This window comes from Flavobacterium sp. NG2, assembly GCF_034119845.1.
Lineage (GTDB): Bacteria > Bacteroidota > Bacteroidia > Flavobacteriales > Flavobacteriaceae > Flavobacterium.
Window position 1 is genome coordinate 398,782 of record NZ_CP139420.1, and the last position, 25,253, is coordinate 424,034.

General features: G+C 35.9%; 21 protein-coding genes. 8 read left to right on the top strand and 13 right to left on the bottom strand.

All coding sequences use genetic code 11. The features are described from left to right. The first annotated feature begins 96 nt into the window (after positions 1–96). From SLW70_RS01790 to SLW70_RS01800, 3 genes are all read left to right on the top strand, one after another. Positions 97–2,880, top strand: coding sequence for a 2-oxoglutarate dehydrogenase E1 component (locus SLW70_RS01790; protein ID WP_320890197.1), 2,784 nt, complete (start codon positions 97–99; stop codon positions 2,878–2,880). A 153-nt stretch (positions 2,881–3,033) separates the two neighbouring features. Then, positions 3,034–4,257 (top strand): 2-oxoglutarate dehydrogenase complex dihydrolipoyllysine-residue succinyltransferase, encoded by a 1,224-nt coding sequence (odhB, locus tag SLW70_RS01795; protein ID WP_320890198.1) that lies wholly within the window; start codon positions 3,034–3,036, stop codon positions 4,255–4,257. Positions 4,258–4,656: 399 nt separating this feature from the next. After that, complete coding sequence (locus tag SLW70_RS01800) at positions 4,657–6,192, top strand: T9SS type A sorting domain-containing protein (RefSeq protein WP_320890200.1); 1,536 nt, start codon at positions 4,657–4,659, stop codon at positions 6,190–6,192. 108 nt (positions 6,193–6,300) lie between these two features. On the opposite strand, the gene SLW70_RS01805 is transcribed toward SLW70_RS01800, so the two are convergent. Genes SLW70_RS01805 through SLW70_RS01815 form a run of 3 tightly spaced genes read right to left on the bottom strand, consistent with a single transcriptional unit; the run spans position 6,301 to position 10,125 of the window. Continuing rightward, on the bottom strand, positions 6,301–7,044 hold the full coding sequence (locus SLW70_RS01805) for a hypothetical protein (protein ID WP_320890201.1): 744 nt from the start codon (positions 7,042–7,044) through the stop codon (positions 6,301–6,303). A 25-nt stretch (positions 7,045–7,069) separates the two neighbouring features. Beyond that, positions 7,070–7,507, bottom strand: coding sequence for a retropepsin-like aspartic protease (locus SLW70_RS01810; RefSeq protein ID WP_320890202.1), 438 nt, complete (start codon positions 7,505–7,507; stop codon positions 7,070–7,072). After that, complete coding sequence (locus SLW70_RS01815; RefSeq protein WP_320890203.1) at positions 7,483–10,125, bottom strand: CHAT domain-containing protein; 2,643 nt, start codon at positions 10,123–10,125, stop codon at positions 7,483–7,485. The genes SLW70_RS01810 and SLW70_RS01815 overlap by 25 nt, the downstream gene beginning before the upstream one ends. Before the next feature lie 320 nt (positions 10,126–10,445). On the opposite strand from SLW70_RS01815, the gene SLW70_RS01820 reads away from it, so the two are divergent. Together SLW70_RS01820 and SLW70_RS01825 are read left to right on the top strand one after the other, a co-directional pair. Then, on the top strand, positions 10,446–11,624 hold the full coding sequence (locus SLW70_RS01820) for an acyl-CoA dehydrogenase family protein (RefSeq protein WP_320890204.1): 1,179 nt from the start codon (positions 10,446–10,448) through the stop codon (positions 11,622–11,624). Between the two features lie 335 nt (positions 11,625–11,959). Continuing rightward, positions 11,960–12,745 (top strand): DUF3050 domain-containing protein, encoded by a 786-nt coding sequence (locus tag SLW70_RS01825; protein ID WP_320890205.1) that lies wholly within the window; start codon positions 11,960–11,962, stop codon positions 12,743–12,745. 70 nt (positions 12,746–12,815) lie between these two features. On the opposite strand, the gene SLW70_RS01830 is transcribed toward SLW70_RS01825, so the two are convergent. From SLW70_RS01830 to SLW70_RS01860, 7 genes are all read right to left on the bottom strand, one after another. Further along, entirely contained in the window at positions 12,816–13,133 is a 318-nt protein-coding gene (locus SLW70_RS01830) for a 2Fe-2S iron-sulfur cluster-binding protein (protein WP_320890207.1), read from the bottom strand. Positions 13,134–13,277: 144 nt separating this feature from the next. Continuing rightward, positions 13,278–13,517, bottom strand: coding sequence for a NifU family protein (locus SLW70_RS01835; protein WP_320890208.1), 240 nt, complete (start codon positions 13,515–13,517; stop codon positions 13,278–13,280). A gap of 4 nt (positions 13,518–13,521) precedes the next feature. Continuing rightward, complete coding sequence (locus SLW70_RS01840) at positions 13,522–14,649, bottom strand: Mrp/NBP35 family ATP-binding protein (protein WP_320890210.1); 1,128 nt, start codon at positions 14,647–14,649, stop codon at positions 13,522–13,524. 375 nt (positions 14,650–15,024) lie between these two features. Next, positions 15,025–15,354, bottom strand: a complete 330-nt coding sequence (locus SLW70_RS01845; RefSeq protein ID WP_320890211.1) for an MGMT family protein — start codon at positions 15,352–15,354, stop codon at positions 15,025–15,027. Positions 15,355–15,378: 24 nt separating this feature from the next. Further along, positions 15,379–16,017 (bottom strand): LysE family transporter, encoded by a 639-nt coding sequence (locus tag SLW70_RS01850; RefSeq protein WP_320890212.1) that lies wholly within the window; start codon positions 16,015–16,017, stop codon positions 15,379–15,381. Positions 16,018–16,058: 41 nt separating this feature from the next. Then, positions 16,059–16,736, bottom strand: a complete 678-nt coding sequence (gene trmB / locus SLW70_RS01855) for a tRNA (guanosine(46)-N7)-methyltransferase TrmB (protein WP_320890214.1) — start codon at positions 16,734–16,736, stop codon at positions 16,059–16,061. A 709-nt stretch (positions 16,737–17,445) separates the two neighbouring features. Then, the gene (locus SLW70_RS01860; RefSeq protein WP_320890216.1) at positions 17,446–18,810 is read right to left on the bottom strand and encodes an ammonium transporter; all 1,365 of its coding nucleotides are present in this window, start codon (positions 18,808–18,810) and stop codon (positions 17,446–17,448) included. A gap of 455 nt (positions 18,811–19,265) precedes the next feature. On the opposite strand from SLW70_RS01860, the gene SLW70_RS01865 reads away from it, so the two are divergent. Then, the gene (locus SLW70_RS01865; RefSeq protein ID WP_320890218.1) at positions 19,266–20,849 is read left to right on the top strand and encodes a L,D-transpeptidase family protein; all 1,584 of its coding nucleotides are present in this window, start codon (positions 19,266–19,268) and stop codon (positions 20,847–20,849) included. 431 nt (positions 20,850–21,280) lie between these two features. Here SLW70_RS01865 and SLW70_RS01870 read toward each other — a convergent pair whose 3' ends face one another. Then, a complete protein-coding gene (locus tag SLW70_RS01870; RefSeq protein WP_320890220.1) occupies positions 21,281–21,595 on the bottom strand; it encodes an HPF/RaiA family ribosome-associated protein in 315 nt (104 codons plus the stop codon). A 245-nt stretch (positions 21,596–21,840) separates the two neighbouring features. Here SLW70_RS01870 and SLW70_RS01875 point away from each other — a divergent pair, with 245 nt between their 5' ends. Both SLW70_RS01875 and SLW70_RS01880 read left to right on the top strand, forming a co-directional pair. Next, a complete protein-coding gene (locus SLW70_RS01875) occupies positions 21,841–22,353 on the top strand; it encodes a 2OG-Fe(II) oxygenase (protein ID WP_320890222.1) in 513 nt (170 codons plus the stop codon). Between the two features lie 37 nt (positions 22,354–22,390). After that, positions 22,391–22,705 (top strand): GIY-YIG nuclease family protein, encoded by a 315-nt coding sequence (locus SLW70_RS01880; RefSeq protein WP_414458236.1) that lies wholly within the window; start codon positions 22,391–22,393, stop codon positions 22,703–22,705. A 1,472-nt stretch (positions 22,706–24,177) separates the two neighbouring features. Here SLW70_RS01880 and SLW70_RS01885 read toward each other — a convergent pair. Then, positions 24,178–24,390, bottom strand: coding sequence for a hypothetical protein (locus SLW70_RS01885; RefSeq protein WP_320890223.1), 213 nt, complete (start codon positions 24,388–24,390; stop codon positions 24,178–24,180). Further along, complete coding sequence (locus tag SLW70_RS01890; protein ID WP_320890225.1) at positions 24,387–25,157, bottom strand: HNH endonuclease; 771 nt, start codon at positions 25,155–25,157, stop codon at positions 24,387–24,389. Before SLW70_RS01890 ends, SLW70_RS01885 begins: the two co-directional genes overlap by 4 nt. Between the last annotated feature and the right edge of the window lie 96 nt (positions 25,158–25,253).

The window sequence follows — 25,253 nt, forward strand, 5'->3', positions numbered from 1 at the left end:
AATCTTCACGTAAAAGTACTTAAAAAATAGATTCAGATAGAATGGATTATTGTATTTTTGCCAAACTATTTAACAAAAAGTATATTCACTAACATTATGGATAGGTTTTCATTTTTAAACGCAGCACATACCGAGTTTTTCGCACAATTATACGATCAATATTTAGAAAATCCAGATAGCGTAGAGCCTAGTTGGAGGAGTTTTTTCCAAGGTTTCGACTTTGGAATGGAGACTTACAACGAGGAAAATCCAGTTCAAATCATCAGAGAAGCAGCAACAACTGCTAGCTCAGGAACTGTTGATAGCGCTAAGATTTCTGAACAACTTCAAAAGGAGTTCAATGTCGTTAAACTGATTGAAGGCTACCGTACAAGAGGGCATTTGTTTACTAAAACCAACCCTGTAAGAGAACGTAGAACCTTTTCTCCAAATTTGGACTTAGAAAACTTTGGTCTTTCGTCAAATGATTTAAATACCGTTTTTGACGCGGCTAAATTATTAGGTTTACAACCAACAACTTTAAGCCAAATCATTACACACTTAAAAGCAGTTTATTGCCAACATATTGGTATCGAATATATGTATATTCGTAAACCAGAAATCATTGATTGGATTCAAAGAAAATTAAACGTTAATGACAACCAACCTAATTTTTCAAATGACCAAAAAATCAGTATTTTAAATAAACTGAATCAAGCGGTTTCTTTTGAAAACTTTTTACATACTAAATATGTAGGTCAAAAACGTTTCTCACTTGAAGGTGGAGAATCTATTATTCCAGCCCTTGACGCTTTAATCGAAAGAGCTGCTGAAAAAGGAGTAGAACAATTCGTAATGGGAATGGCTCACCGTGGTCGTTTGAACGTCTTGGCTAACATCTTCGGTAAATCTACTCAAGATATCTTCGGTGAATTTGACGGAAAAGATTACGACCAAGAATATTTTGACGGTGACGTAAAATACCACTTAGGTCTTACGGCTGACAAAATCACTAGTACTGGTAAAAAAATCAACATCAATTTAGCTCCTAACCCTTCTCACCTTGAAACAGTAGGTGCTGTAATCGAAGGAATCACTAGAGCAAAACAAGATAAATATTTTGAAGATGACTTTTCTAAAGTATTACCTATTGCCGTTCACGGAGATGCTGCTATCGCAGGACAAGGTATCCTTTATGAAATCATACAAATGGCACAATTAGATGGTTACAAAACAGGTGGTACTATCCACATTGTAATCAATAACCAAGTTGGTTTTACAACCAACTACCTTGATGCTCGTTCATCAACTTATTGTACAGATGTTGCCAAAGTAACCCTTTCTCCTGTATTACACGTAAATGCAGACCACGCAGAAGCAGTTGTTCATGCGATGCAATTTGCATTAGACTTCCGTATGGAGTTTGGTCGTGACGTATTTATTGACCTTTTAGGATATAGAAAATACGGTCATAACGAAGGTGACGAACCACGTTTCACCCAACCATTATTATACAAAATCATTGCAAAGCACAGAAATCCAAGAGATATCTATGCTGAAAAATTATTATCGCAAGGTGTAATTGACGCTGGTTTTGTTAAAAAAATAGAAAAAGAATACAAAGACGATTTAGACCATAACTTAGAAGCATCTCGTAAAAAAGACTTGACAATCATTACTCCATTTATGCAAAATGAATGGAAAGGTTTTGAGCAAGTTTCTGATGACGTCATGTTGAAAAAAGTAAACACTAAAGTTGAAAAATCAACTTTAGACTCTATCATCAAAACCGTTTCTAGCCTACCATCTGATAAAAAATTCATCAACAAAATAACCAAAATTGTTAATGACCGTAAAACAGTATACGACAACAACGCTGTTGATTGGGGTACTGCTGAAACTTTAGCTTATGGTACATTATTGACGGAAGGATTTGACATCCGCATCTCAGGACAAGACGTTGAACGTGGTACGTTCTCACACCGTCACGCTGTTGTAAAAGTAGAAGACTCTGAAGAAGAAGTGGTTTTATTGAACAACATCGAAAACAAAAAAGGAAAATTTCATATTTTCAACTCTTTCTTATCTGAGTACGGAGTATTAGGATTTGATTACGGATATGCTTTGGCAAATCCAAATTCATTAACTATTTGGGAAGCGCAATTTGGAGATTTCTCTAATGGTGCCCAAATTATGATTGACCAATACATCTCTTGTGGAGAAGACAAATGGAACAATCAAAACGGATTGGTAATGTTATTGCCTCACGGCTATGAAGGTCAAGGTGCTGAGCACTCTTCTGCACGTATGGAACGTTACCTACAGTTATGTGGACGTCACAATATGTACATTGCTGACTGTACAACGCCAGCCAACTTCTTTCACCTGTTAAGAAGACAAATGAAAACAACTTTCCGCAAACCATTGGTAGTATTTTCTCCAAAAAGTTTGTTACGTGATCCAAGATGTGTCTCAACAGTTGAAGAATTAACAAATGGTGAGTTCCAAGAAACAATCGACGACACAACTGTAAACAAAGCAGATGTTAAATCACTTGTTTTCTGTACTGGTAAATTCTACTACGACATCATTGCTGAGAGAGAAAACAACGGTCGTAACGATGTAGCGGTAGTTCGTATCGAACAATTGTTCCCTTTACCGGTAGAGCAATTAAAAGCGATTATTGCAAAATATCCAAACGCTGACGATTATGTTTGGGCACAAGAAGAGCCTAAAAACATGGGAGCATACACATTTATGCTAGCTAACTTTGACTTGGTAAAATGGAGATTAGCTTCATTGAAAGCGTATTCAGCACCAGCGGCAGGAAGTTACACACGTGCAAAACGTCGTCATGCCGATGCGATTAGAATGGTATTCGACAAAAATTTATTTAGATAAAAATTTGGAGCTATTTCCTGCTGTCCGCTATATCTTTTTCTTTTTAAAGAAAAAAAGAAAAAGGATGCCGCTTCCATCAGGGCTAGAACCAATTGCAAACAATAACGATTCAAGATTTAAAAAATTAAAATTCATCATTTAAAATATTAGGACATGATTTTAGAAATGAAAGTTCCATCACCAGGGGAATCTATTAAGGAAGTTGAAATCGCCACTTGGTTAGTACAAGACGGAGATTATGTAGAAAAAGATCAAGCAATTGCTGAAGTAGATTCAGATAAAGCTACTTTAGAATTACCTGCAGAAGCAAGTGGTATCATTACCCTAAAAGCAGAAGAAGGTGACGCAGTAGCAGTAGGAGCAGTAGTTTGTCATATCGATACTGCAGCAGCAAAACCAGAAGGTTCAGCTCCAGCAGCGGCGGCGGCTCCAGCAGCTGAAGCTCCAAAAGCAGCCCCTGCACCAGTTGCAGCTCCAGCAGCACCAGCAGCAACTTACGCTACAGGTACACCATCACCAGCAGCTAAGAAAATATTAGATGAGAAAAACATCGCCCCAGCAGCCGTAACAGGAACTGGAAAAGCAGGAAGAATCACTAAAGAAGATGCAGTAAATGCAGTACCTTCAATGGGAACTCCTACAGGTGGAAGCCGTGGTGTAGAGCGTACAAAATTATCAATGTTGCGTCGTAAAGTAGCTGAGCGTTTAGTAGCTGCTAAAAACGAAACTGCCATGTTAACTACTTTCAATGAAGTAAACATGACACCTATCAACAACATCCGTAACGAGTACAAAGATGCTTTCAAAGCAAAACACGGTGGTGTAGGACTTGGATTTATGTCTTTCTTTACAAAAGCAGTAACAAGAGCTTTACAATTATACCCAGACGTTAACTCAATGATGGATGGTGATCACAAAATCGCCTTTGATTTCTGTGATATTTCAATCGCAGTATCTGGACCAAAAGGATTAATGGTTCCTGTAGTACGTAACGCTGAGAACTTAACATTCCGTGGTGTTGAAGCTGAAATCAAAAGATTAGCTATCAAAGCACGTGACGGACAAATCACTGTTGACGATATGACTGGTGGAACGTTTACAATCACTAACGGTGGTGTGTTTGGTTCTATGTTGTCTACTCCTATCATCAACCCTCCTCAATCAGGAATCTTAGGAATGCACAACATTATCGAGCGCCCAATTGCTGTAAACGGAAAAGTGGAAATCCACCCAATGATGTACGTTGCATTATCTTATGACCACAGAATCATTGATGGTCGTGAGTCAGTTGGTTTCTTAGTAGCTGTTAAAGAAGCTCTTGAAAACCCAATCGAATTATTGATGGACAACAATCCTAAAAAAGCTTTGGAGTTGTAGTAAAATAAAATTCCAATATATTAAAAATCCCAAATTCCAGTTCATAGGAATTTGGGATTTTTTTTTGCACTAGCAATTACTCCTAACATAAGTAAAGCATGATAACATTTAGCTTTTATTGTTAATAAAATCACTTATACCCAATATTCAATCCAAAAAAATAAGAATTTCAAAAGGAATCACCTTTACATTACTACAACATTTATATAATTTAACAAATTATCAAATCCAACATACAGAATATCCAACCCTTAACTTCACTAACAGCGCCTACACCTAGAGGCTTAATAAAGTAAGTTGCACTTAATTTAAATCTGTATAGTTTTTATATTATTGGTTTTCAGCGATTTAAATACAACTCGCCGTACATTTGAACTAACTAATTAAAACTAAAAAACCATGAAAAAAATTACTTTATTTCTTTTTCTAATGATTTGTACATTAGGGTATTCACAAGACCCTACAACTGTTGCAACTACACCACCTACAAGAAATTCGAGTGACGTCATCTCCATTTATAGTGGCACCTACACAAATATTACCTCAGCAATTGGTAAAGATTGGGGACAATCAACCAACTTAAGTGACATAACCGTTTCGGGGGATCTCATAAAAAAAATGACAGAATTCAACTATCAAGGTATTGTTCCTGCCACCACAATGAATTTGACGAGCTTCACTAAATTACATATTGACATCTACAAGACTTCTATGACCTCAATGAAAGTATACCTTATTAATCCTGGACCCGTTGAAGTTGCTATAACTTTAACACCAACTTTAGTGGGCTGGAATAGCTTTGATATCGATTTAAACGCAACCAATTTCCCAGGAATAAATTTTAGTGATGTTTTCCAAATGAAACTAGAGTCGGTTCCTTTTGCCTTTCCTAACGGTAATCAAACGACATATTTTGACAACCTATACTTTTGGAGACCTGAAGGAACACCAACCATTACAGGATTCTCAGTCCCGGCAAAAACTACTAACGATGTGTCATTTGACTTAGTTGACCCAGCAAGTAATAGCACTGGTACATTTTCATACTCCAGTAGTAATTCCGCTGTGGCAACAATTTCCGGTCGCACTGTGACCATAGTAGGAGCGGGTTCTTCAATAATAACCGCTACACAAGCAGCCTCTTCACCATACATTCAAGGAAGTGTTTCTGCCACCTTAAACGTGACTGCACCATTACCTCCAGCCGCCCCAATTCCTCAAACCAATGCAGCTACAGTAATCTCCCTATATAGCGAAACCTATCCCGTTACTGGTTATCTTTATGATTTTGGAGAAGCTACAGCAGTAGATCTTGACCCGACAGCAGCAGTAAACAATGCTCTTAAAATTAATTTTGATGTGGCAGGATATGGTCAAGGTTTTAATCAAAAAGACATTTCCGCCATGCAATATGTTCATTTTGATTATTACACAACAAATTCGGAAACTTTTTCTTTACATTTAATCTCTGACAACCCTGTTATCGAAGCCGTTTACAAATACGACAATCACACTCCAATCGTCTTTAATACATGGGTTGGTGTAAACATTCCCTTATCCTATTTTACAGGAATTGCAGGCTTTAGCACTGCTAAATTCTTTCAGTTCAAATTTGGAACAGCATCTGATCTTTCAAAAGGACATACAGTCTACTTTGACAATCTTTATTTAACAAGTTCTATTTTATCTATAGAAACTTTTGAATCATTGAATGTCAAAATGCATCCTAATCCAGTAACCGATGTTTTAAATATCGAAGCTTTAAACACTGTAGAAAATGTTGCAGTTTATAATGTATTAGGCCAAGAGGTCTTAAGTTTAAACCCAAATTCTAATTCAATAACTATTGATACCAATTCTTTAAAAAGTGGCGTCTATATTATAAAAGCAATCGTTGACGGAAAAACAGCATCGTCTAAGTTCATAAAAAAATAATAAACTTACTTCTAAACAATCTAATTATTTGGGTAATAATTAGATGAAAAAATCCCAAATTCCAGTTCATAGGAATTTGGGATTTTAGTTTTTTATGACTGTATAGTTTTAATTCCCTCTATATTCTACAAAATCAAATAATGCATAGTTTTGAGAATTCGGAATATGATCGCCTATAAATTGTAGATTTTCGACACTGCAAAATATTTTAAAATTTTCTCTCGTCCCATAATTAAGCTGTAGCGTCTGTATACTATTCCCATCAATTTTCCAGTTCGCTATGTATTTATTTTTTGAATTTAAAGTCAACTCAATTGACAAGGTATACCATTGCTCACGCTTAATCTTTCTAGCTTCTGAACGAAAAGGATTCGCCTGTGAGGTAGTATAAACTAACAAATCATCAGAAGATGCATTCAAAAGCTCTCGAACACTTTGCTGTCCATAACCTATTTCAAAATCAAGTTCGTGAGTATCATCATTATATAAAAATGCCCCTATACTAGCCTTATCACCTATTCCCATAGCAGGTACATAAACTCTCCAGCTATAGGCTCCTGTTGTATAAGTTGCTGCTGATTTTATTTTTGTTCTATCCCAACTATTGGCATTCGTGAACATCGTTAAAATCCCATTTTCAATAGAATAATTTTTATCCCCTACTTGAGTGGCATCTTCCCATTCATTTAGAGAATCAAAATTCCACAGTTTTTCACTAACCCCCCTCGAAGGTTTGGCTGTGTTTTGAATGGGAGTAGTAGTCATTTCCGTTTCATTCACAATCCCATCTTCCGTACAGGAAAACAATAACAGTCCAATGAGTACTCCTAGTATTTTAAAATTTGGTTTCATATTATTTTAGTTTTATGGTTGTTTTTTATTGCAAATACAAATAATGATTATAATAATCGATAATCGCTTTTCCTCTTAATAAAACATCCGCACCAATAATACCATGGACAGGCTTGGATTTGTATTGAATTAGGGCATCATTAACATGTGACAAATCAAAAATAATTAAATCAAAATTATTTTTTTTCCATGTTCCCAGCTGTACTTTATTATTGCTTGCTGATTGGGTCAACATTCCACTAGCACCAGCTCCCGAAGCTTTGGTTTTAGAATCTTTTGCATCCACCAGAAACATTTCTACTGTTTCAAAACCAATACAACTGTTAGAAGCACCCGTATCTAAAATAAAATTACCCTTAACTCCGTTTATTTTTGCCTTAATTAAAAGGTGTTGTGTTTTCGTAATTTTGAATTTTATTTTCTTGTATTTTTCCTGTTTTAGGATTTCTTGTATTTTTTCCATTTTTTGAAACGCGTGAATCCCAAAAGTAAACCAATTACTGCTATAAACCCAAAAATTAGATACCCATAATTAAAAGTTTCTGCCCCAGACTCAACTCCACCATAATATACAAAAGCACTCCAATAATAAGGAGATTTTTTAGTATTTGAAATCGTTTTATCCTCCAAAAAATCGAGCTTCGCTTTTTGATTCGCTTCAAAATATGACTCCCCTTTATTACAATACTTATAGAAATAATCCATAAAAACCGAAGTTGTAAAGTCATTTACTTTCCATAACGAAAAGAGCAAATTTCGAGCTCCTGCAAACTGAAACCCTCGAGCAACACTCATTGCTCCTTCTGACTTATACAGTTTCCCTACACCTGTTTCACAAGCACTCAAAACAACCAAATCAGGATTAATTTTTAAAGAATACAATTCAGGATAAAGAATGTCTTGGTCATAAAATTTAATACTCGCAGCAGTCTCAACATCTCCCGATGAAGCGTGCGTTGATAAATGTAAAATTGAATAACTACTAGCATTACTTTTGAAATGATCAAAAGTAGCCTGTTCGTTTTCAAAAAATCGCCCTTCAAAATTTCGCTTTATAGAAGCCATTTCTTTTTTTGAAAAAGACAACGCATCATCCGTTTTTTCAAATACTGGAAAAACACCCAACACATTTTTTCTTGGCTTTTCAATCTCAATTTCATTCAAATAAAAAGCAACCGAATTGTTATATCCAATGGCATAATCCTGAACTAAATAATGCATTTTAGCAAAATTAGTCGTAGTCGATTCTTTTGTAATCAAGGCTTCAAAAGAAACAAAATTCAATATCCCATCAGGAATAATTAATAATTTTTTAAAGTCAGTTTTGCGGGGAAGTTGCAAAATGTCATAGACTATTTTCCCCGTCTGGCTGTATCCTTTTACATCATTCACTATCGCATCAGCATCTTTAAAATAATCAATAAATTTCCAAATTTTAGTTGTTGTTTCTTTATCATTACTAAATGACTTTAATTGGATAGTGCTGTTTTCGAAAGTAAAACAATAGGTTTTTTCACTACCCGAAAAATAATTAAGCAGAACAACACCCTCGTCTTTCAATTTAGTAAACAAATTTTGAATATTGATTTCAGGAGCTTCTGTGGCTCCCTTTTCTGATTCTATTTTTTTTAATGATAAAACCAGTTCATTTTGTTTTTCAATGGCTTTATTAATCTTAACAATGTCTGCGGAGTCTCCTTTTTGCTGCTCTTTCGCAATTTCAACTGTCCAGTTTTGGAGTTGCTCTAAATGCAATTTCTCCGCTCTGGAAGCTGTTTTCGTTTTCAACAAATAGTCTTTTAAAACTGTAGATTTTGTTTTTTCAGCCAATTGAAAAGCCGATTCGATATAAGCCTGTTTGTGCTCTTTTTTATATAAAACATCATAAAGTGCAATGCATTTTTCGGTTCGGGTACGAACTCTGGTTTGCGTAATGATTTTAGAATTTTCATAAATCAATAGATTCGCAAATAAATCTTCAATGTAGAAGGCGAGACCATAGGCTTCTAAAGCTTTTTTAGGCTGGTTCTCTTGTGAGTAAATTGCCGCTTGCAAATCAAAAGCATCTAATAAAATCGTCTCTGCATACAAGCTTTTTTGATTAGGTAAGCTATTTTTAGTATTCGAATACTTTGGAATTAAAGTTGAAAAAACACTTTCAATTAAAGCCGAAGCTTCTTTTCTTTTTTGTTGTTCAAAAAGCAAAACGGCTTCCTCATAATATAATTTTGCTAATTTTCGAGGGTCACGATTAACCGTCGCAAAAAACAACTTTTTGGCTTCTGCAAAATAGTCGTTAGCTTTATCATAATGTCGTTCCTGAACATAAAGTGACGCTAAATTTCGGTAACAATTCCCCAGGGTTTCAGATTGTGTTTTATCCCCTTGTAACAATTGTATCGCATACAAATAGGTTTGTTCTATTTTTTTAAAACCAGAAGGATTTTGCGATTGAGTAACCAATGCTTTTTTGTAATTCAATAAATAGTTATTCCCCAAATTAGTAACAAAAATCCCTTTTTGGGTTTTAGATAATTTTTCGGTTTGAATGGTTTTTCGAACTAAATCAATAGCCAAATCTGTTTTGCCTGCGCTTTGGTACACATTTGATAAATTAAGTATTGCTGCTATTTTTTGGCTTTGATTTTTTTCTTTTATCGCACTATAATAATATTGTTTTATGATATTTTCAGCATTGTCATAATCTCCCTGAACGGTATATAAATTCCCTAACGGCTTCAAACAAAACTCGACAATATCATAATGGGATAATTTATTTTTTTGGAATAACTGCCAAGCTTTTTCATAACTTTCTGTAGCTTCTCTATTTTTCCCAAATTGCGATTCATAATACCCTTTATTGCAGTTTAAAATAACGATTGCCAGAAGTTCCTCTTTTGTTTTTGGCTGTTTATCATTCCAAAAACGACGATCCATTTGGTTCAGTTTTATCAAGGCTTCGACTGATGGGTGCTTCACAAAACCATCAATAACCTGATAAATACTATCTTCAAGTGATTGCGTATTTTGTCCCAAAACTGTTATCGTGAGAAGTAAAAAAAACAGTGTCTTCTTTATCATAAAGCCTAAAATATTTGGAATGTTATTTCAAATACTAAATATAAGGTATTTTTCAATACTACTATTCCAGTAAATGAATTGCTCTTAAAAATCGAATAGTTTTTAAAAGCCACGAATTATTAAATTATTATGTAGAAAAATTCGCGAATTCGCAGCAAAAAAAGTGAAGTATTTCATCTTAAAAACCAACCTATTTGAAAGATTATAAAATCTATATTTAAAAAACGAGATATGCATTTAAAAATTATAAGATCGCATACTAGCATTCTTGTTTTTAATTCGCTAAATTTAGGTTTGAAACCCAATCTAAATAAAGTAAGATGAAGCCAGACCTATTTCAAGCGCCCGATTATTACCTCTTAGACGATTTATTGACTGACGAGCACAAACTAGTGCGTGATTCGGCACGGGCTTGGGTCAAGAAAGCGGTTTCTCCTATTATAGAAGATTATGCACAACGCGCTGAATTTCCTAAAGAGATTATTCCTGGACTAGGCGAAATAGGCGGTTTCGGCCCTTATATTCCAACCGAATACGGCGGAGCAGGCTTAGACCAGATTTCGTATGGTTTATTAATGCAAGAAATTGAACGGGGAGATTCAGGAATTCGTTCTACTTCATCTGTACAATCTTCCTTAGTGATGTACCCTATTTGGAAATACGGTGATGAAGCGCAACGCATGAAATATTTACCCAAACTAGCAACAGGCGAAATGATGGGTTGTTTTGGCTTGACCGAACCCAATTACGGTTCCGACCCAGGAAGTATGATTACTAATTTTAAAGACAAAGGCGATCATTTTTTATTGAATGGTGCCAAAATGTGGATATCAAATGCGCCCTTTGCAGACATCGCTATTGTTTGGGCAAAAGACGAATCGGGTCGCATTCACGGTTTGATTGTAGAACGTGGCATGGAAGGTTTTTCCACTCCTGAAACACACAATAAATGGTCGCTTCGTGCTTCAGCCACGGGAGAGTTAATTTTTGATAATGTCAAAGTTCCTAAAGAAAATATTTTACCAAACAAATCGGGATTGAGTGCGCCACTTGGCTGCTTGGATTCTGCCCGATACGGGATTGCTTGGGGTGCGATTGGAGCAGCTATGGACTGTTACGATACCGCTTTGCGCTATGCCAAAGAACGCATCCAGTTTGACAAACCTATAGCAGGTATGCAACTGCAACAAAAAAAACTAGCCGAAATGATTACTGAAATTACCAAAGCGCAATTACTTGCCTGGCGATTGGGGGTTTTACGAAACGAAGGCAAAGCCACCACAGCACAAATATCAATGGCAAAACGCAACAATGTTAACATGGCAATTCAAATTGCACGCGAAGCACGCCAAATTTTAGGAGGCATGGGTATTACAGGCGAATATTCCATTATGCGTCATATGATGAATTTGGAATCAGTGATTACGTATGAGGGAACCCACGATATTCATTTATTAATTACAGGAATGGATATTACGGGAATTCCAGCTTTTAAATAATTGCTATCCTCAAAAAACAAAGGACAAAAACACTCTATTTATCTTTCTTCAAACAATAAGGTTCCAATGAAGCATTAAAAGTCCGACAGGAGTAAACGGTTTGAAGAAACTGACAGTTTCGTTTTATTGTAACATCAGGGAGGTGACCTGCCTAATTTAATTGATTCAATTTGATACCTACTGTTCTTTTAAAAATATAAAAACCTTTACTGAAATAAATTCGTAAATACTAATACAAGGGTTCTACTATAATTTCGTCTAAGTATTGATAAAAATTACAAAAAATTACCCTTGAAAACTAGAACCTTTTTTATATTTACAGTAAATTTATTCCAATGAACATTCAACACATAAACAACAGTATAGAACCACAGAAAAACATACTGTTACAGCACCCACTTTACAACAAAGTAAAAACCATCGAAGACTTGCAGTGCTTTTTAGAAAGTCATGTGTATGCGGTTTGGGATTTTATGTCATTGCTGAAAGCATTACAGTCCAAATTGACTTGTACTACTACACCTTGGTTCCCTACTACAAATCCACAAACACGTTATTTGATTAACGAAATTGTTCTTGCAGAAGAATCGGATGTAACTATCGATGGACGTCGTCAGAGTCATTATGAGATGTACATTGAAGCCATGGACGATTGTGGTGCCAACACTACTGAAATTAAACAGTTCTTAGGCGAAATCAACTCGCTTCAAAATATTTTCGTAGCTATTAAAACCAGTCATTTGCACCCTAACATTAAAGCCTTTTTAGACTTTACTTTTAATGCAATTGAACACGGGAAGCCTCACGAAATTGCAGCTGCTTTTACCTTTGGTAGAGAGGATTTGATTCCGAGTATGTTTACTTCAATCATCAAAAGCTTTCAAGAAAACTTGCCAGACACTGATTTAAGTAAGCTAATTTATTATTTCGAACGTCATATCGAATTGGATGCTGACGAACATGGCCCAATGGCTATGGAAATGATTACCGAATTGTGTGGTGAGGACGCTCAAAAATGGAAAGAAGTAGAAGAAGTTTCTAAATTAGCTCTTGAAAAACGCATCGGTCTTTGGAATGCTATTGAAGAACATATTGCTGATAAAAAATTAGCAACGACATAATAAAAAAATACCAACAAAAAAGTCCCGAAAATATTTCGGGACTTTTTTGTTGGTAACATCAGTAAAACGATTAACTCTCAGGAGCCAATTCTAATTCAAGACCTTCTAATTCAACCGTGATTGGAATTTGACAACCCAAACGGCTATTTGACTTTACGTAAAAAGCTTCAGAAAGCATCGCTTCTTCATCTTCTCCCATATCTGGCAAAGCTACTTCATTAAGAACGTAACATTGACAAGAAGCACACATGGCCATTCCGCCACAGGTTCCTTCTACAGGTAATTCATAAGCTTTACACAATTCCATGATATTCATGGCCATATCAGTTGGGGCTTGTAATTCGTGTACAACGCCTTCTCTGTCTTTGATTTTTATTAATACATCCATTTTTAAGGGTATAGGGTGTTGAGTTCTGTGTTTTGCGTGAGGGATAGTAGCAGTCCGCCGCGGCGGACGCGGATAGCCCGACGATTTTAAGGAATAATCCGCCATGGCGGATTGTTCCTTAAAATGGGCACGCCCAAATTATTATTATGCTATATTGACAACGGTTTCGATTTGTGGTGCAAATTTCTTGATAGTGGTTTCAACACCAGCTTTCAAGGTCATTTGGTTGACACTACAACTCGTGCAAGCACCTTCTAAACGTACTTTGACGTGCTTGTCATCCTCAATAGAAACTAAGGTGATATCACCACCATCAGAGTTCAAAAAAGGACGAATTTCTTCGAGTGCTAGCAATACGTTGCTTGTTAATTCTTCTGTTGTCATAATTTTATTTTTTTACTGCTGAACAACCTGCCATAGTTGTAATTTTAATGGCTTCGGAAGCAGGTAAATTTTCATTTCTGTTAATCGTTTCTTCGACTACTTTACGAGTGATGGTTTCAAAAACCGTTTCGATTACAGAACCTGTTTGCATGGCTGCAGGACGACCGTAATCACCCGCTTCACGAATCGATTGAACGATAGGCACCTCACCAAGGAAAGGCACTTGTAAATCTTCGGCTAGGTTTTTAGCTCCTTCTTGACCAAAGATATAGTATTTATTATTAGGCAATTCTTCGGGTGTGAAGTACGCCATGTTTTCGATAATTCCTAAAACCGGTACGTTGATTGCCTCAGACATGAACATCGAAACTCCTTTTTTAGCATCGGCCAAAGCAACTGCTTGTGGTGTACTCACGACAACTGCACCTGTTACTGGTAAAGATTGCATGATAGAAAGATGGATATCTCCTGTTCCTGGAGGTAAATCGATTAATAAAAAGTCTAATTCTCCCCAATCAGCGTCAAAAATCATTTGGTTCAAAGCTTTAGAAGCCATTGGACCTCTCCAGATTACCGCTTGACTTGGTGAGGTAAAAAACCCGATAGATAGCATTTTCACTTCGTAGCTTTCTACTGGTTTCATTTTTGACTTTCCGTCTACTAGAACTGAGATAGGTTTTTCATTCTCCACATCAAACATTATTGGCATCGATGGACCATAAATATCTGCATCAAGAACTCCAACTGAAAACCCCATTTTTGCCAATGATACTGCCAAATTAGCCGTTACAGTAGATTTTCCTACACCTCCTTTTCCAGAGGCTACAGCGATGATATTTTTGATTCCAGGAATTGACTTCCCTTTTATTTCAGCCTTTTCAGGAACTTGTACTTTGGTATTGATTTTAATTTTAGCTTCAGGCGAAACTAATTCCAAGATCACTTTCTTAATATCGTCTTCAGCACGTTTTTTAATATGCATGGCAGGCGTTGTTAAAACCAACTCTACCACTACTTCGTCTCCAAAAGTAAGCACATTAGCAATAGCACCACTTTCCACCATATTCTTTCCTTCGCCAGCTATAGTTATCGTTTCTAAAGCTTTTAGAATTTCTTTTCTATCTAATTTCATTCTGTATCCTAATTTCTATTGGTAATTTCAGTCCAAAACATTGTGTTTATTTAAACTGATTTCAGATTGCAAAGATAAGTGATTAAGTTCTTATTTTAAAGCATTTAAATTGGATTTATTGTTATGTAATTTAACCACAAAGTACACTACGTTTTCACTAAGAACACTAAGGTATTATTTCCTTTACCACAAACCTGTCTTCCAACAGGCAGGGACACTAAGTGTCAAATAAAATATAACTTTTGACTCGAAAATCTTTACAAAATAGTACTCCTTTGGAAAGTAAAAAGAGTTATAACACAATAACAAGTATAGATTGGACAAGAAATTCTTCGTGAGCCTTGTAAAACCTTTGTGCCCTTTGTGTTTAAGCATTTACTCCATAAAAACAGGAGGTTCCCAAAAATGCTTTTCCATATCAACAATCTGATTATCCACGATTTTGACTCCTTCGCTTTCAAGTAGTTGCTGCATGAGGTTTGTGCCATCAAAATGATGTTTTCCAGTAAGTAGCCCTTTTCGATTTACTACGCGATGTGCTGGTATATCCTCTCGGCCGTGAGAAGCATTCATTGCCCAACCTACCATTCTGGCTGATCGAGCTGCTCCCAAAGCCTTGGCGATAGCGCCATAAGAAGTCACCTTGCCATAAGGAATTTGCCTTGCGATAGCATATACACGTTCGAAGAAATTAGTATTATCCATATAAAAACGGATTTTTGAAGAGGGTTAAAATCCCCAGTAGTACTTCACAATATTAAATAAGGTCACAACTGAAATCAATCCCGTTATACTCCCTATAATTTTGTTCATGTTTTTCAATAGGTAATCGGCTTTAGATTCTATTTTTTGAAAAAAAGAAATATAGAAATAAAACACCAAGGCCGAACCCAAAACAACGCCACTAACAAACACCAATACCGATGATGTTAGAAATGAAAAAAGTTGGTATGAAGACAAAGTCACACTTACAAAGACATAATAAGGAATAGGAAAAAAATTAAGAGCCGAAAGCAACATCCCTAGAAAGAATCGTTTCTTTTGGCTCTTTTTCTTGATTTTTGTTTTCTTAATTTTAGGTTTTTTGGCGACAGCCAAAAAATAAATGGTCAGCAATGTGAAAAGTACAAACCCAATTTCACGAAGCAAAATAATAATATCAGGACGTGCATTGATCACACGGGCAAAGAAAATAGCCAAATACACCTGAAAAAAAATAATCGTAACTGCTCCGAGAACAAACCAATAGGCATTTCTTTTCCCTTCTTTTAGATTCACTTTCGCCGCCGTCATATTGATTAATCCCGGCGGAATAATCCCTACAACTGCTGAAATGAAACCGAAAAATAAAGGAAGAATAAAATTCATTAGGTTTTATCAATCGTTATAAAATCACAAAAACCTTTTTACTAGTCCTTGATTTTGAATCTAATATACGTAATTGCTTTGTTTATTTCTAAATATTGTTTTTCGTAAAATGTCTGAAACGCCGTCACTTCCTCAGGACTTCCTTCGTTTACATACACATTATGGTTTGCATATAGTACTTCGTGGCCTTCCCCATGAAGCAATCCTAAAGTGTATCCGTGCATGAATTCACTATCGGTTTTAAGGTTCATCACCCCGTCTTTTTTGAGGATTTTTTTATACAATTTCAAAAACTCCGAGTTGGTCATACGGTGTTTTGTTCTTTTGTATTTGATCTGTGGGTCTGGAAAAGTTATCCAGATTTCGTCCACTTCATTTTCAGCAAAAATATGATTGATTAATTCGATTTGGGTACGAACGAAAGCTACATTATGTAACCCTGTATCTACAGCCGTTTTGGCACCACGCCAGAAACGAGCCCCTTTAATATCAATTCCAACAAAGTTTTTATTAGGATATCTTTCCGCAAGACCTACAGAGTACTCTCCTTTTCCACAACCTAATTCCAAAACGATTGGATTGTCATTCTTGAAGAATTCTGAATTCCACTTCCCTCTTAAAGGAAACAAATTCCCTACTACTTCTTCTCTTGTTGGCTGAAAAACGTTATTGAAGGTTTCGTTTTCTTTGAATCTTTTTAATTTATTTTTACTTCCCACGATTTTTTAAATATTTGCGCAAAATTAAGGAAATATATAAGACCGTGCGTTATGAGTACAAATTATTTACTTGCAAAGGTTTAGTGTGCAGAATATTTAGGCCACAGATTACATGAATTAATAGGATTTGCACTGATGGAGTTGGAACACCGATTTTAGAAATTAAAGAAATTTATATAAATCTCTTAGTGCCTTTACTTCATTGCGATGAAAAATGGGACACGGATGATACGGATTTTATTTGCTCTCTTTGTGCTTCGATTGTATCGAAAAAATCGCTGATTTTCACGGATTCGTTTGCACTCTTGCGAATTACATTTTTCACATTAATTAAAAATCCTTTCTTTGCGACTTAGCGGTAAAAGTAAGGAACACAGATTTTAGAAATTAAAGAAATTTATATAAATCTCTTAGTGTCTTTACTTCATTGCGGTGAAAAATGGGACACGCATGATACGGATTTAATTCGCTCTCTTTGTGCTTAGATTGTGTTGAAAAAATCGCTGATTTTCACGGATTCGTTTGCGCTCTTGCGAATTACATTTTTCACATTAATTAAAAATCCTTTCTTTATGACTTAGCGCCTTTGCGGTAAAAGCAAGAAACACAGATCTTAGAAATTAAAAAAATTAAAAAAATCTCTTAGTATCTTTGCGGTAAAAACCTTGTGCTCTTCCTGCCTTCTTAGTGCACTTTATGTTTAAAACAACTACTCCGAGCACTCGATAGGAAACAAGGTCTCATCATGTTGCGAAATATCCAACCCTATCACCTCTGACTCGTGAGAAACACGCATCGGGATTATCCTATTGGTTAATTTGAATAATAAAAATGCACCACAAAAAGTAAAGATAGAAACCAAAACTAGCGCTGTCATATGGTGTGCAAAAACACTCCAACCACCGTGAAGTAAACTTGCATCTTCACCATGAGCAAAAATAGCTGTTAGAATCATACCCATAATTCCACCTACACCATGACAAGCAAAGACATCAAGTGTATCATCAAATTTTCGCAACAAGCTAGAGTGCACTAAATAATTAGAAACCAAAGCCGTTATAAAACCAAAAAACATACTCTCAGGAACAGATACATACCCTGCCGCTGGCGTAATTGAAACCAATCCTACGACTGCTCCAATACAAGCTCCTAGAGCGGAAACTTTTCTTCCGTTTAGCCTATCAAAGAAAATCCAAGTCAACATAGCTGCTGCCGAAGCGGTAGTTGTTGTTGCAAAAGCCATTGCTGCTACTCCATTAGCTTCTAATGACGAACCCGCATTAAAACCAATCCATCCAAACCACAACATCCCTGTTCCTAATAAAACGAAAGGAATATTCGTCGGTACATGATTGCTATTATTTCTTTTTCCTAATACCATTACTCCTGCCAAAGCAGCAAAACCAGCACTCATATGTACTACCGTTCCTCCAGCAAAATCTTTCACACCGAAGAATGAACCTATAATCCCTGTTGGATACCAAACCGAATGACACAGAGGTGCATAGATAAAAATGGTAAACAAGCAGATAAAAAGTAAATACGAAATAAAGCGCACACGTTCTGCAAACGAACCTGTAATAATCGCTGGTGCAATCACCGCAAATTTCATTTGGAATAAAGCAAACAACATAAATGGAACCGTTGCTGCAATATCTTTATGAGGTAGAATATTAACATAATCCATAAAGGCAAACGAACTAGGATCACCCACAAAACTGTAAAACCCATCTCCTATACGAACACCTATAGGCTCTCCAAAAGCCAAACTAAATCCAACAACTACCCAAATCAAGGTTACCACTCCCATACAAATAAAACTTTGTAACATGGTCGAAATCACATTCTTCTTACCCACCATTCCACCGTAAAAAAACGAAAGCCCTGGAGTCATGATTAACACCAAGCAACAAGAAGTAAGCATCCAAGCCACATCGGCGGGTACGATTTGGTCTAAGGTACCAAATTGTGATAAAATTGCATTGGTTTCAGATGCCGCAGGCCAGAAAACACCAGAAATACAAATCAAACTAATAATCATAAAGGAAATAACCCAACGTCTCTCTATTTTCATTTTATTTATTTTACCCCATTAATTTAGGGGGCAAAGGTAAAAATAATTTATTTTTTTTCAATTAAAGCTTGATTTTTTGACAACAAAAAACATTTCACCTCCAAATCAACAACTCAAGCCGACTTAATCCAATTTAAAATGATTAAAAATCAAACATTTTGTTATTTTTTTGAGAATCCAATTATTTTAAAATTCGCACTTCCAAAACTGACTCATCTATTTTCTGAGAATAATCCGCCAAAAACCAGTGGATTAAATTCCATTTGACAAATTTTATGCTAATCCATCAAAATCAAAAAAGTCAAAATTCATTTTTTCAAAAAAGTGAAAGTAAATAATAAGGTATAATTCTTGTTACATATAAAAAACAACCTATTAATCCTGAAAAAGCAATATCGTAAATAGCTTTTTTTGATGTATTTTTACATGGTTTTGAAAGCAATAAATTTCAACTTATGAGAAAGTTATCCCGTTTTATTTTTCTTTTAGTACTGCTAATATTGGTAGTTACTATTTCTTGTAATAAATTCAAAGATAAAACAGGTGTAACTGAACTTGAAGAAATCCCTGTAGATACACGACCAGCATTCGACAGCACTGATTTAACCGCGTTTTTTAAGAAGCACCCTTTATTAGAAAAGTATCAAACTGAGGTTCGTGAACTATATAAAAAACACCAGTTTCATTATGTATGGTACGATAAAAATGGAGTAAATGAATTTGGTAGCTTACTCCATAACAAAATCATCAATGTTGAGGAAGAAGGCGTGCTTACTAGTATTCCTTACCGTCAAAAACTAGATTCGATTTACGAAATCGCCCCAAGCTCACACACTCCAAATCCTACAACTGAACTCCTTAACACTTCTCTATACTTCTTTTATGTAGACAAGGTTTATCAAGGACTAGACACCGAAAAAACCAACCAAATGGAATGGTTCTTACCAAGAGAAAAACAATCTTACGGCAAATACCTTGACTCCCTTTTGGTAAACCCTTCACTGATTAAGAAAAACGAAAACGGATTATTTTCTCAATACTACCTGCTTAAAAATGTATTAAAAACCTATCGTGAAATCGAAAAAAAAGGAGGTTGGGAACCTATCGTCATGGATTCAGCAGTCAAATCTCTTAATGTTGGCGACAGTTCGCGTACCATTGCCCAACTAAGAACCCGTTTGTTTTTAACAGGCGAATTAAAAAAAGATTCCAAAAGTGCCATTTACGATGAGGAATTATCGAAAGGTGTTTTGAAATTCAAAAAAGCCAACCGAAACGCCTCGAGCACTATCATCTTGCCTTCGCATCTCAAAGTTTTGAACATTCCCGTTGCTGAACGTATCAAAACCCTTATTGTAAATATGGAGCGTTGCCGCTGGATTGCTAAGGACATTACCAAATCCAAAGAGATTATCGCCGTTAATATTCCAGCTTATGAACTCACTTATTTCAAAGACGGCAAACCCTATTTCCGCTCAAATGTTGTAGTAGGGAAAACGGTCAACAAAACCGTAGTTTTCAGTGCTCCTATGCGCTATATAGTGTTTAGCCCCTACTGGAATGTACCTTACAGCATTCTCAAAAACGAAATAAAACCTGCTATAGCCAAAGACCCTAACTATCTCGCCAAGCACAATATGGAATGGAACGAAGGACATGTACGCCAGAAACCAGGGCCAAAAAACTCTTTGGGACTCATCAAGTTTTTGTTTCCGAATTCGAATTCCATTTATTTGCACGACACCCCTTCCAAACATTTGTTTAACCGTCGCGACCGCGCTTTCAGCCATGGCTGCATCCGTGTGGAAAAACCAAAAGAACTAGCCGAAGTCATCCTAAAAGATGACCCCAACTGGACACCTGAAAAAATCGAAGAAGCCATGAACAGAGGCAAAGAATCTTGGTACACCCTCAAAAACAAAATTCCAGTTTATATCGGGTACTTTACCGCTTGGGTAGATACCGAAGGTGTCTTGCATTTTTATGACGATGTGTACGGACGCGATGAACCACTAGCCGCTTTACTTTTCGAGAACTAATATTATTTTAAAAGCACTCTGAGTGACAGCCCTCGGATGGCACGGATTTGACCGATTTACACGTAAACAACTAAAGTTTTTAATTAAATAACCTATCAGGTGTAATTTACATTAAAATCTGCGCGTCAATTATAGTGAAATGTCAGTCTGAGCTTGTCGAAGACCTTGCTTAAGTTACATTTCGACAGGTTCAATGTGACAATCAACCCAACAGTTCAATTTATAAAAATCAGTGTCAATCGGCTTAATCAGTGTCATCCGTCTGCCATTTTCAGACTCTAGATTCCCAATTTTTAAGCAAAAAAAAAGCAACCTAAAAATAAATTTTAGATTGCTTTTTCCCGAATTAATAATTGCCTTTATTTTTTGCTACCGATTAAAAAGATTTTCACATATTTTTTCTAAACCCTTTTAATCTGTGGCTTTTATATTTAATGTACTTTTTGTTTTTCAAAAACGGTTGTCAATGCTTTCTTGATTTTATCCGAAGCTAAGAAAAATGCTTTTTCGATACTATCTGAATGTGCTGTTACAGCAACTGGATTTAATCCTGCAGGACGGGCTTCAATCATACAACGCTTATCATCAACACTATATTTTTCACTATTTTCATCTCCTAGATGCACTTCAAATCGAGTTACTTTGTCTTGAAAACGAACTAGGTTTTTTTCTAATTCTGTTGTAAAAAAGGCTTCTAATCTTTCGTGTCCTTCGATGTTTTTATCCGTATTGAATTGAATTTTCATATATCTTTTTTTAAAATTGATTTCTCTCAAATTTAGCATTCTTTTTCTACAAAAAAGAAGGAATTAATAAAATATTATGATTCTTATTAGCGATATAAAATTTTAATTGCATGATAAACAACTACCTTGAGAAAAAACTTGTCAATTCAAGTATAGAATAAAAGATGCAAGACACTTTTGAATCCCTGATTTCAAGTTATATTGAAACCAAAGTAGGCATTGCCAACAATTTCCTGAGCACTGAATTGTGCCAAAACCTAGCCCAAAACATCTTAACGCTAGAAGCTAACGAACTCCTCCAAGAAGCAGGAATAGGCAACGATAACAAACTACAACTGAATGCCAAGATTCGGCGTGATACGATTTACTGGTTAGACAAAAAACACAATGACGCTCACGAAAATAGTTTTTTTGAACAGATGGACGCCTTTGTACTCTACCTCAACCAGAGTTGTTATGCAGGCATCACCGATTATGAATTTCATTATTCACTATACGAAGCCGGAGATTTCTACAAAAAACACCTCGACCAGTTCAAAGACAATTCCAGCCGACAATTCTCGATGATTAGCTACCTCAACCCCAATTGGAAAATTCAAGACGGTGGCGAGCTTTACATCCACCAACTAGACAAGAACCAAAGTATCTCACCTACCGAAGGCAAAACCGTCTTCTTCAAAAGCAACGAACTCGAACACGAGGTACTAGTAACTAACGAAAGAAGAATGAGCGTTACGGGATGGTTGAGGAAGGGGTGAAAGTTGTAGTTATTCTAAAATTCTGTATTTTAGTATCATGCAACAACAAGAAGGATTTCACACCTATTACATTTACATTCTCACCAATAAGGCGAAAACTGTTTTATACACTGGTGTGACCAATAATTTGAAGGTTCGACTACAACAGCACACTGAGAATATCGAATACAACAATCCTAGTTTTACCTCACGTTATCAAGTACATTATTTGTTATACTTTGAAAAATTTACTTGGATTCAAGAAGCCATTGCCCGCGAAAAAGAAATCAAAGGTTGGCGTAGAGAAAAGAAAATAAATTTGATTAAAACCATCAACCCCGATTTGAATTTCTTGAATGAACTATTTGAGTGAGAAATGCAATGTTTTAATAAAGGTTTACAAAGTAATGCAATAACAAATAAACAAAAGTTAACTGTATAGAACCCCCTCACAGTAAACACATAGTAACCCCAAACTTGTCATTCCGAGGAACGAGGACTCGAGCGATAGCGAACATGCGAAGCAAACTCCGTTAGTATTACTACAAAGAAACTAACACACAGTATGTCATTCCCTACACGTGACGTAGCTTGTGGAGATCCCTCCTACGTCGGGAAGACAAGTTTGCGGGTAGGGATTGCGGATAAAAAGTAAAATTGTACAAAAATTACAACAAAAAAGGTTGTAAAAAACTCAGCAAAGAATCCATCATAAAAATTGTGCCCCAAAGAAACTCCACACAGTAACCCCAGACTTGTCATTCCGAGGAACGAGGAAACTCCGCTAGAAACTCCACAAAGTAGGTAACACAACGTACTTGATTCTCGAAACATGATGCAGTTTGCGGAGATCTCCCCTACGTCGAGATGACAAGTTTGGGCGTAGGATTGTGGATAAAAAGTAAAATCACAGAAATAACAAAGACACCAAAACTTCGCAATCAAAATCCACAAAGAATTTCCACACAGTAACCCCAGGCTTCTCATCCTGACGTAGGAAGGAACTTCGCTAGTATCTCCACAAAGTATGTAAAACAAAATACCTTATTCTCAAAACGTGATGCAGTTTGTGGAGATCCCTCCTACGTCGGGAGGACAAGTTTGCGAGTAGGGATTGCGGATAAAAAGTAAAACCGCAGAAACAAAAAGAACACCAAAACTTCGCAATCAAACTCCACATAGAAACTCCACACAGTAATCCTAAACTTGTCATTCCGAGGAACGAGGAAACTCTGCTAGAAACTCCACAAAGTAGGTAACACAACGTACTTGATTCTCGAAACGTGATGCAGTTTGCGGAGATCCCTCCTACGTCGGGAGGACAAGTTTGCGAGTAGGGATTGCGGATAAAAAGTAAAACCGCAGAAACAAAAAGAACACCAAAACTTCGCAATCTAAATCCACAAAGAAACTACACTAAGTAACCCCAGACTTGTCACCCTGACGTAGGAAGGAACTTCGCTAGTATTACCACAAAGTATATAAAACACAGTACCTTATTCTCAAAACGTGATGCAGTTTGCGGAGATCCCTCCTACGTCGGGAGGACAAGTTTGCGGGTAGAGATTGCGGATAAAAAGTAAAATTACACAAAAATTGCAACAAAAAAGATTGTAAAAAACTCAGTAAAGAATCCATCATGAAAATTGTGCCCCAAAGAAACTCCACAATCAAACTCCACACAGTAACCCCAGACTTGTCATTCCGAGGAACGAGGAAACTCCGCTAGAAACTCCACAAAGTATGTAACACACAGAATGTCATTCCCTGCACGTGACGTAGCTTACGGAGATCTCTCCTACGTCGAGATGACAAGATTGCGGGTAGATATTGCGGAAAAATATATTATAAATTAATATATCTTGATTTGAAAAAATGCTTATCCTGTATTGCTTCAACAGCTTTATAATGTTTCAGAAACAACTCATCGTCCAAAAAACTTTCTAAATGAGATTCTACAATATAAATCTTAATTGCTTCGATTTCGTCAAAGCCTTTTTGATTTCCTAAATATTCTCCATTTTTATAAATTGCGAATAATTTTTTCTTGTTTTTCATTTTTCAAAAATTGTATCTAAATGGAACTCTAAAAATTCTTTTCTCGGTAAATATTTAACTGGCTCAGTAATTTTTAAATTTTCAATACTTCCAAAATGAATTTGGTAAAAATCAGATTTAATTTTCTTTTTCAAACCAGTAGACAAAATGACTTGATAGTTTTGATTAATACCTATTAAACCTTTATCAAATGCTTTATCATACAAAGCCGAGAGACAGATACCATTTTCAGGATTTAATCTTTCCTTTTCATCTTTTGACCAAGGGACAATATGACTTGCTAATAATAATTCAGGAATATCGATTCCTGAAATAGCGCATTTTTTACTATAATTAGCTAGAATCATTTGTCTAAAAACAGACTGATTAACTCTTGTTTTGACTTCTCGTATTTTTGTCTCCCCTTTTACATCTTTTAATCCTAAAAAGAGATCGTTGTACTTTTCCTCAATATCGATATTTTCTTTTTGGGCTAATATGATTTCACTTTGAAAGATTAATTCTTCTTGATTATGAAAATACTCATCCCAAATAGGCTGAACAATTTTCGTACCGCCACTCATGCCTTTAATTCCTCTTGCTTGCAAAGCAGGATCAACGCTCGCAAAATTCACTAAACGCAAAGCAATAGAACTAGGGGTACGATCTATTAAACCAGCAAGATGAATGATCCCTTTATTTGTACTATGCATTTTTCCAAAGGGAATTTTTAAGTATAAATTAAAGGCAAGTATTAGTTCTTCTTTTGTCCACAGTCTTTTTGCCATAATTTTTTATTCTATGTCGTTTTGACAAATAAACTCAAATCCACATGAAGTAGTAAGAAATATATGATTCTGCGTATTTTTAGAATCTAAAGATTC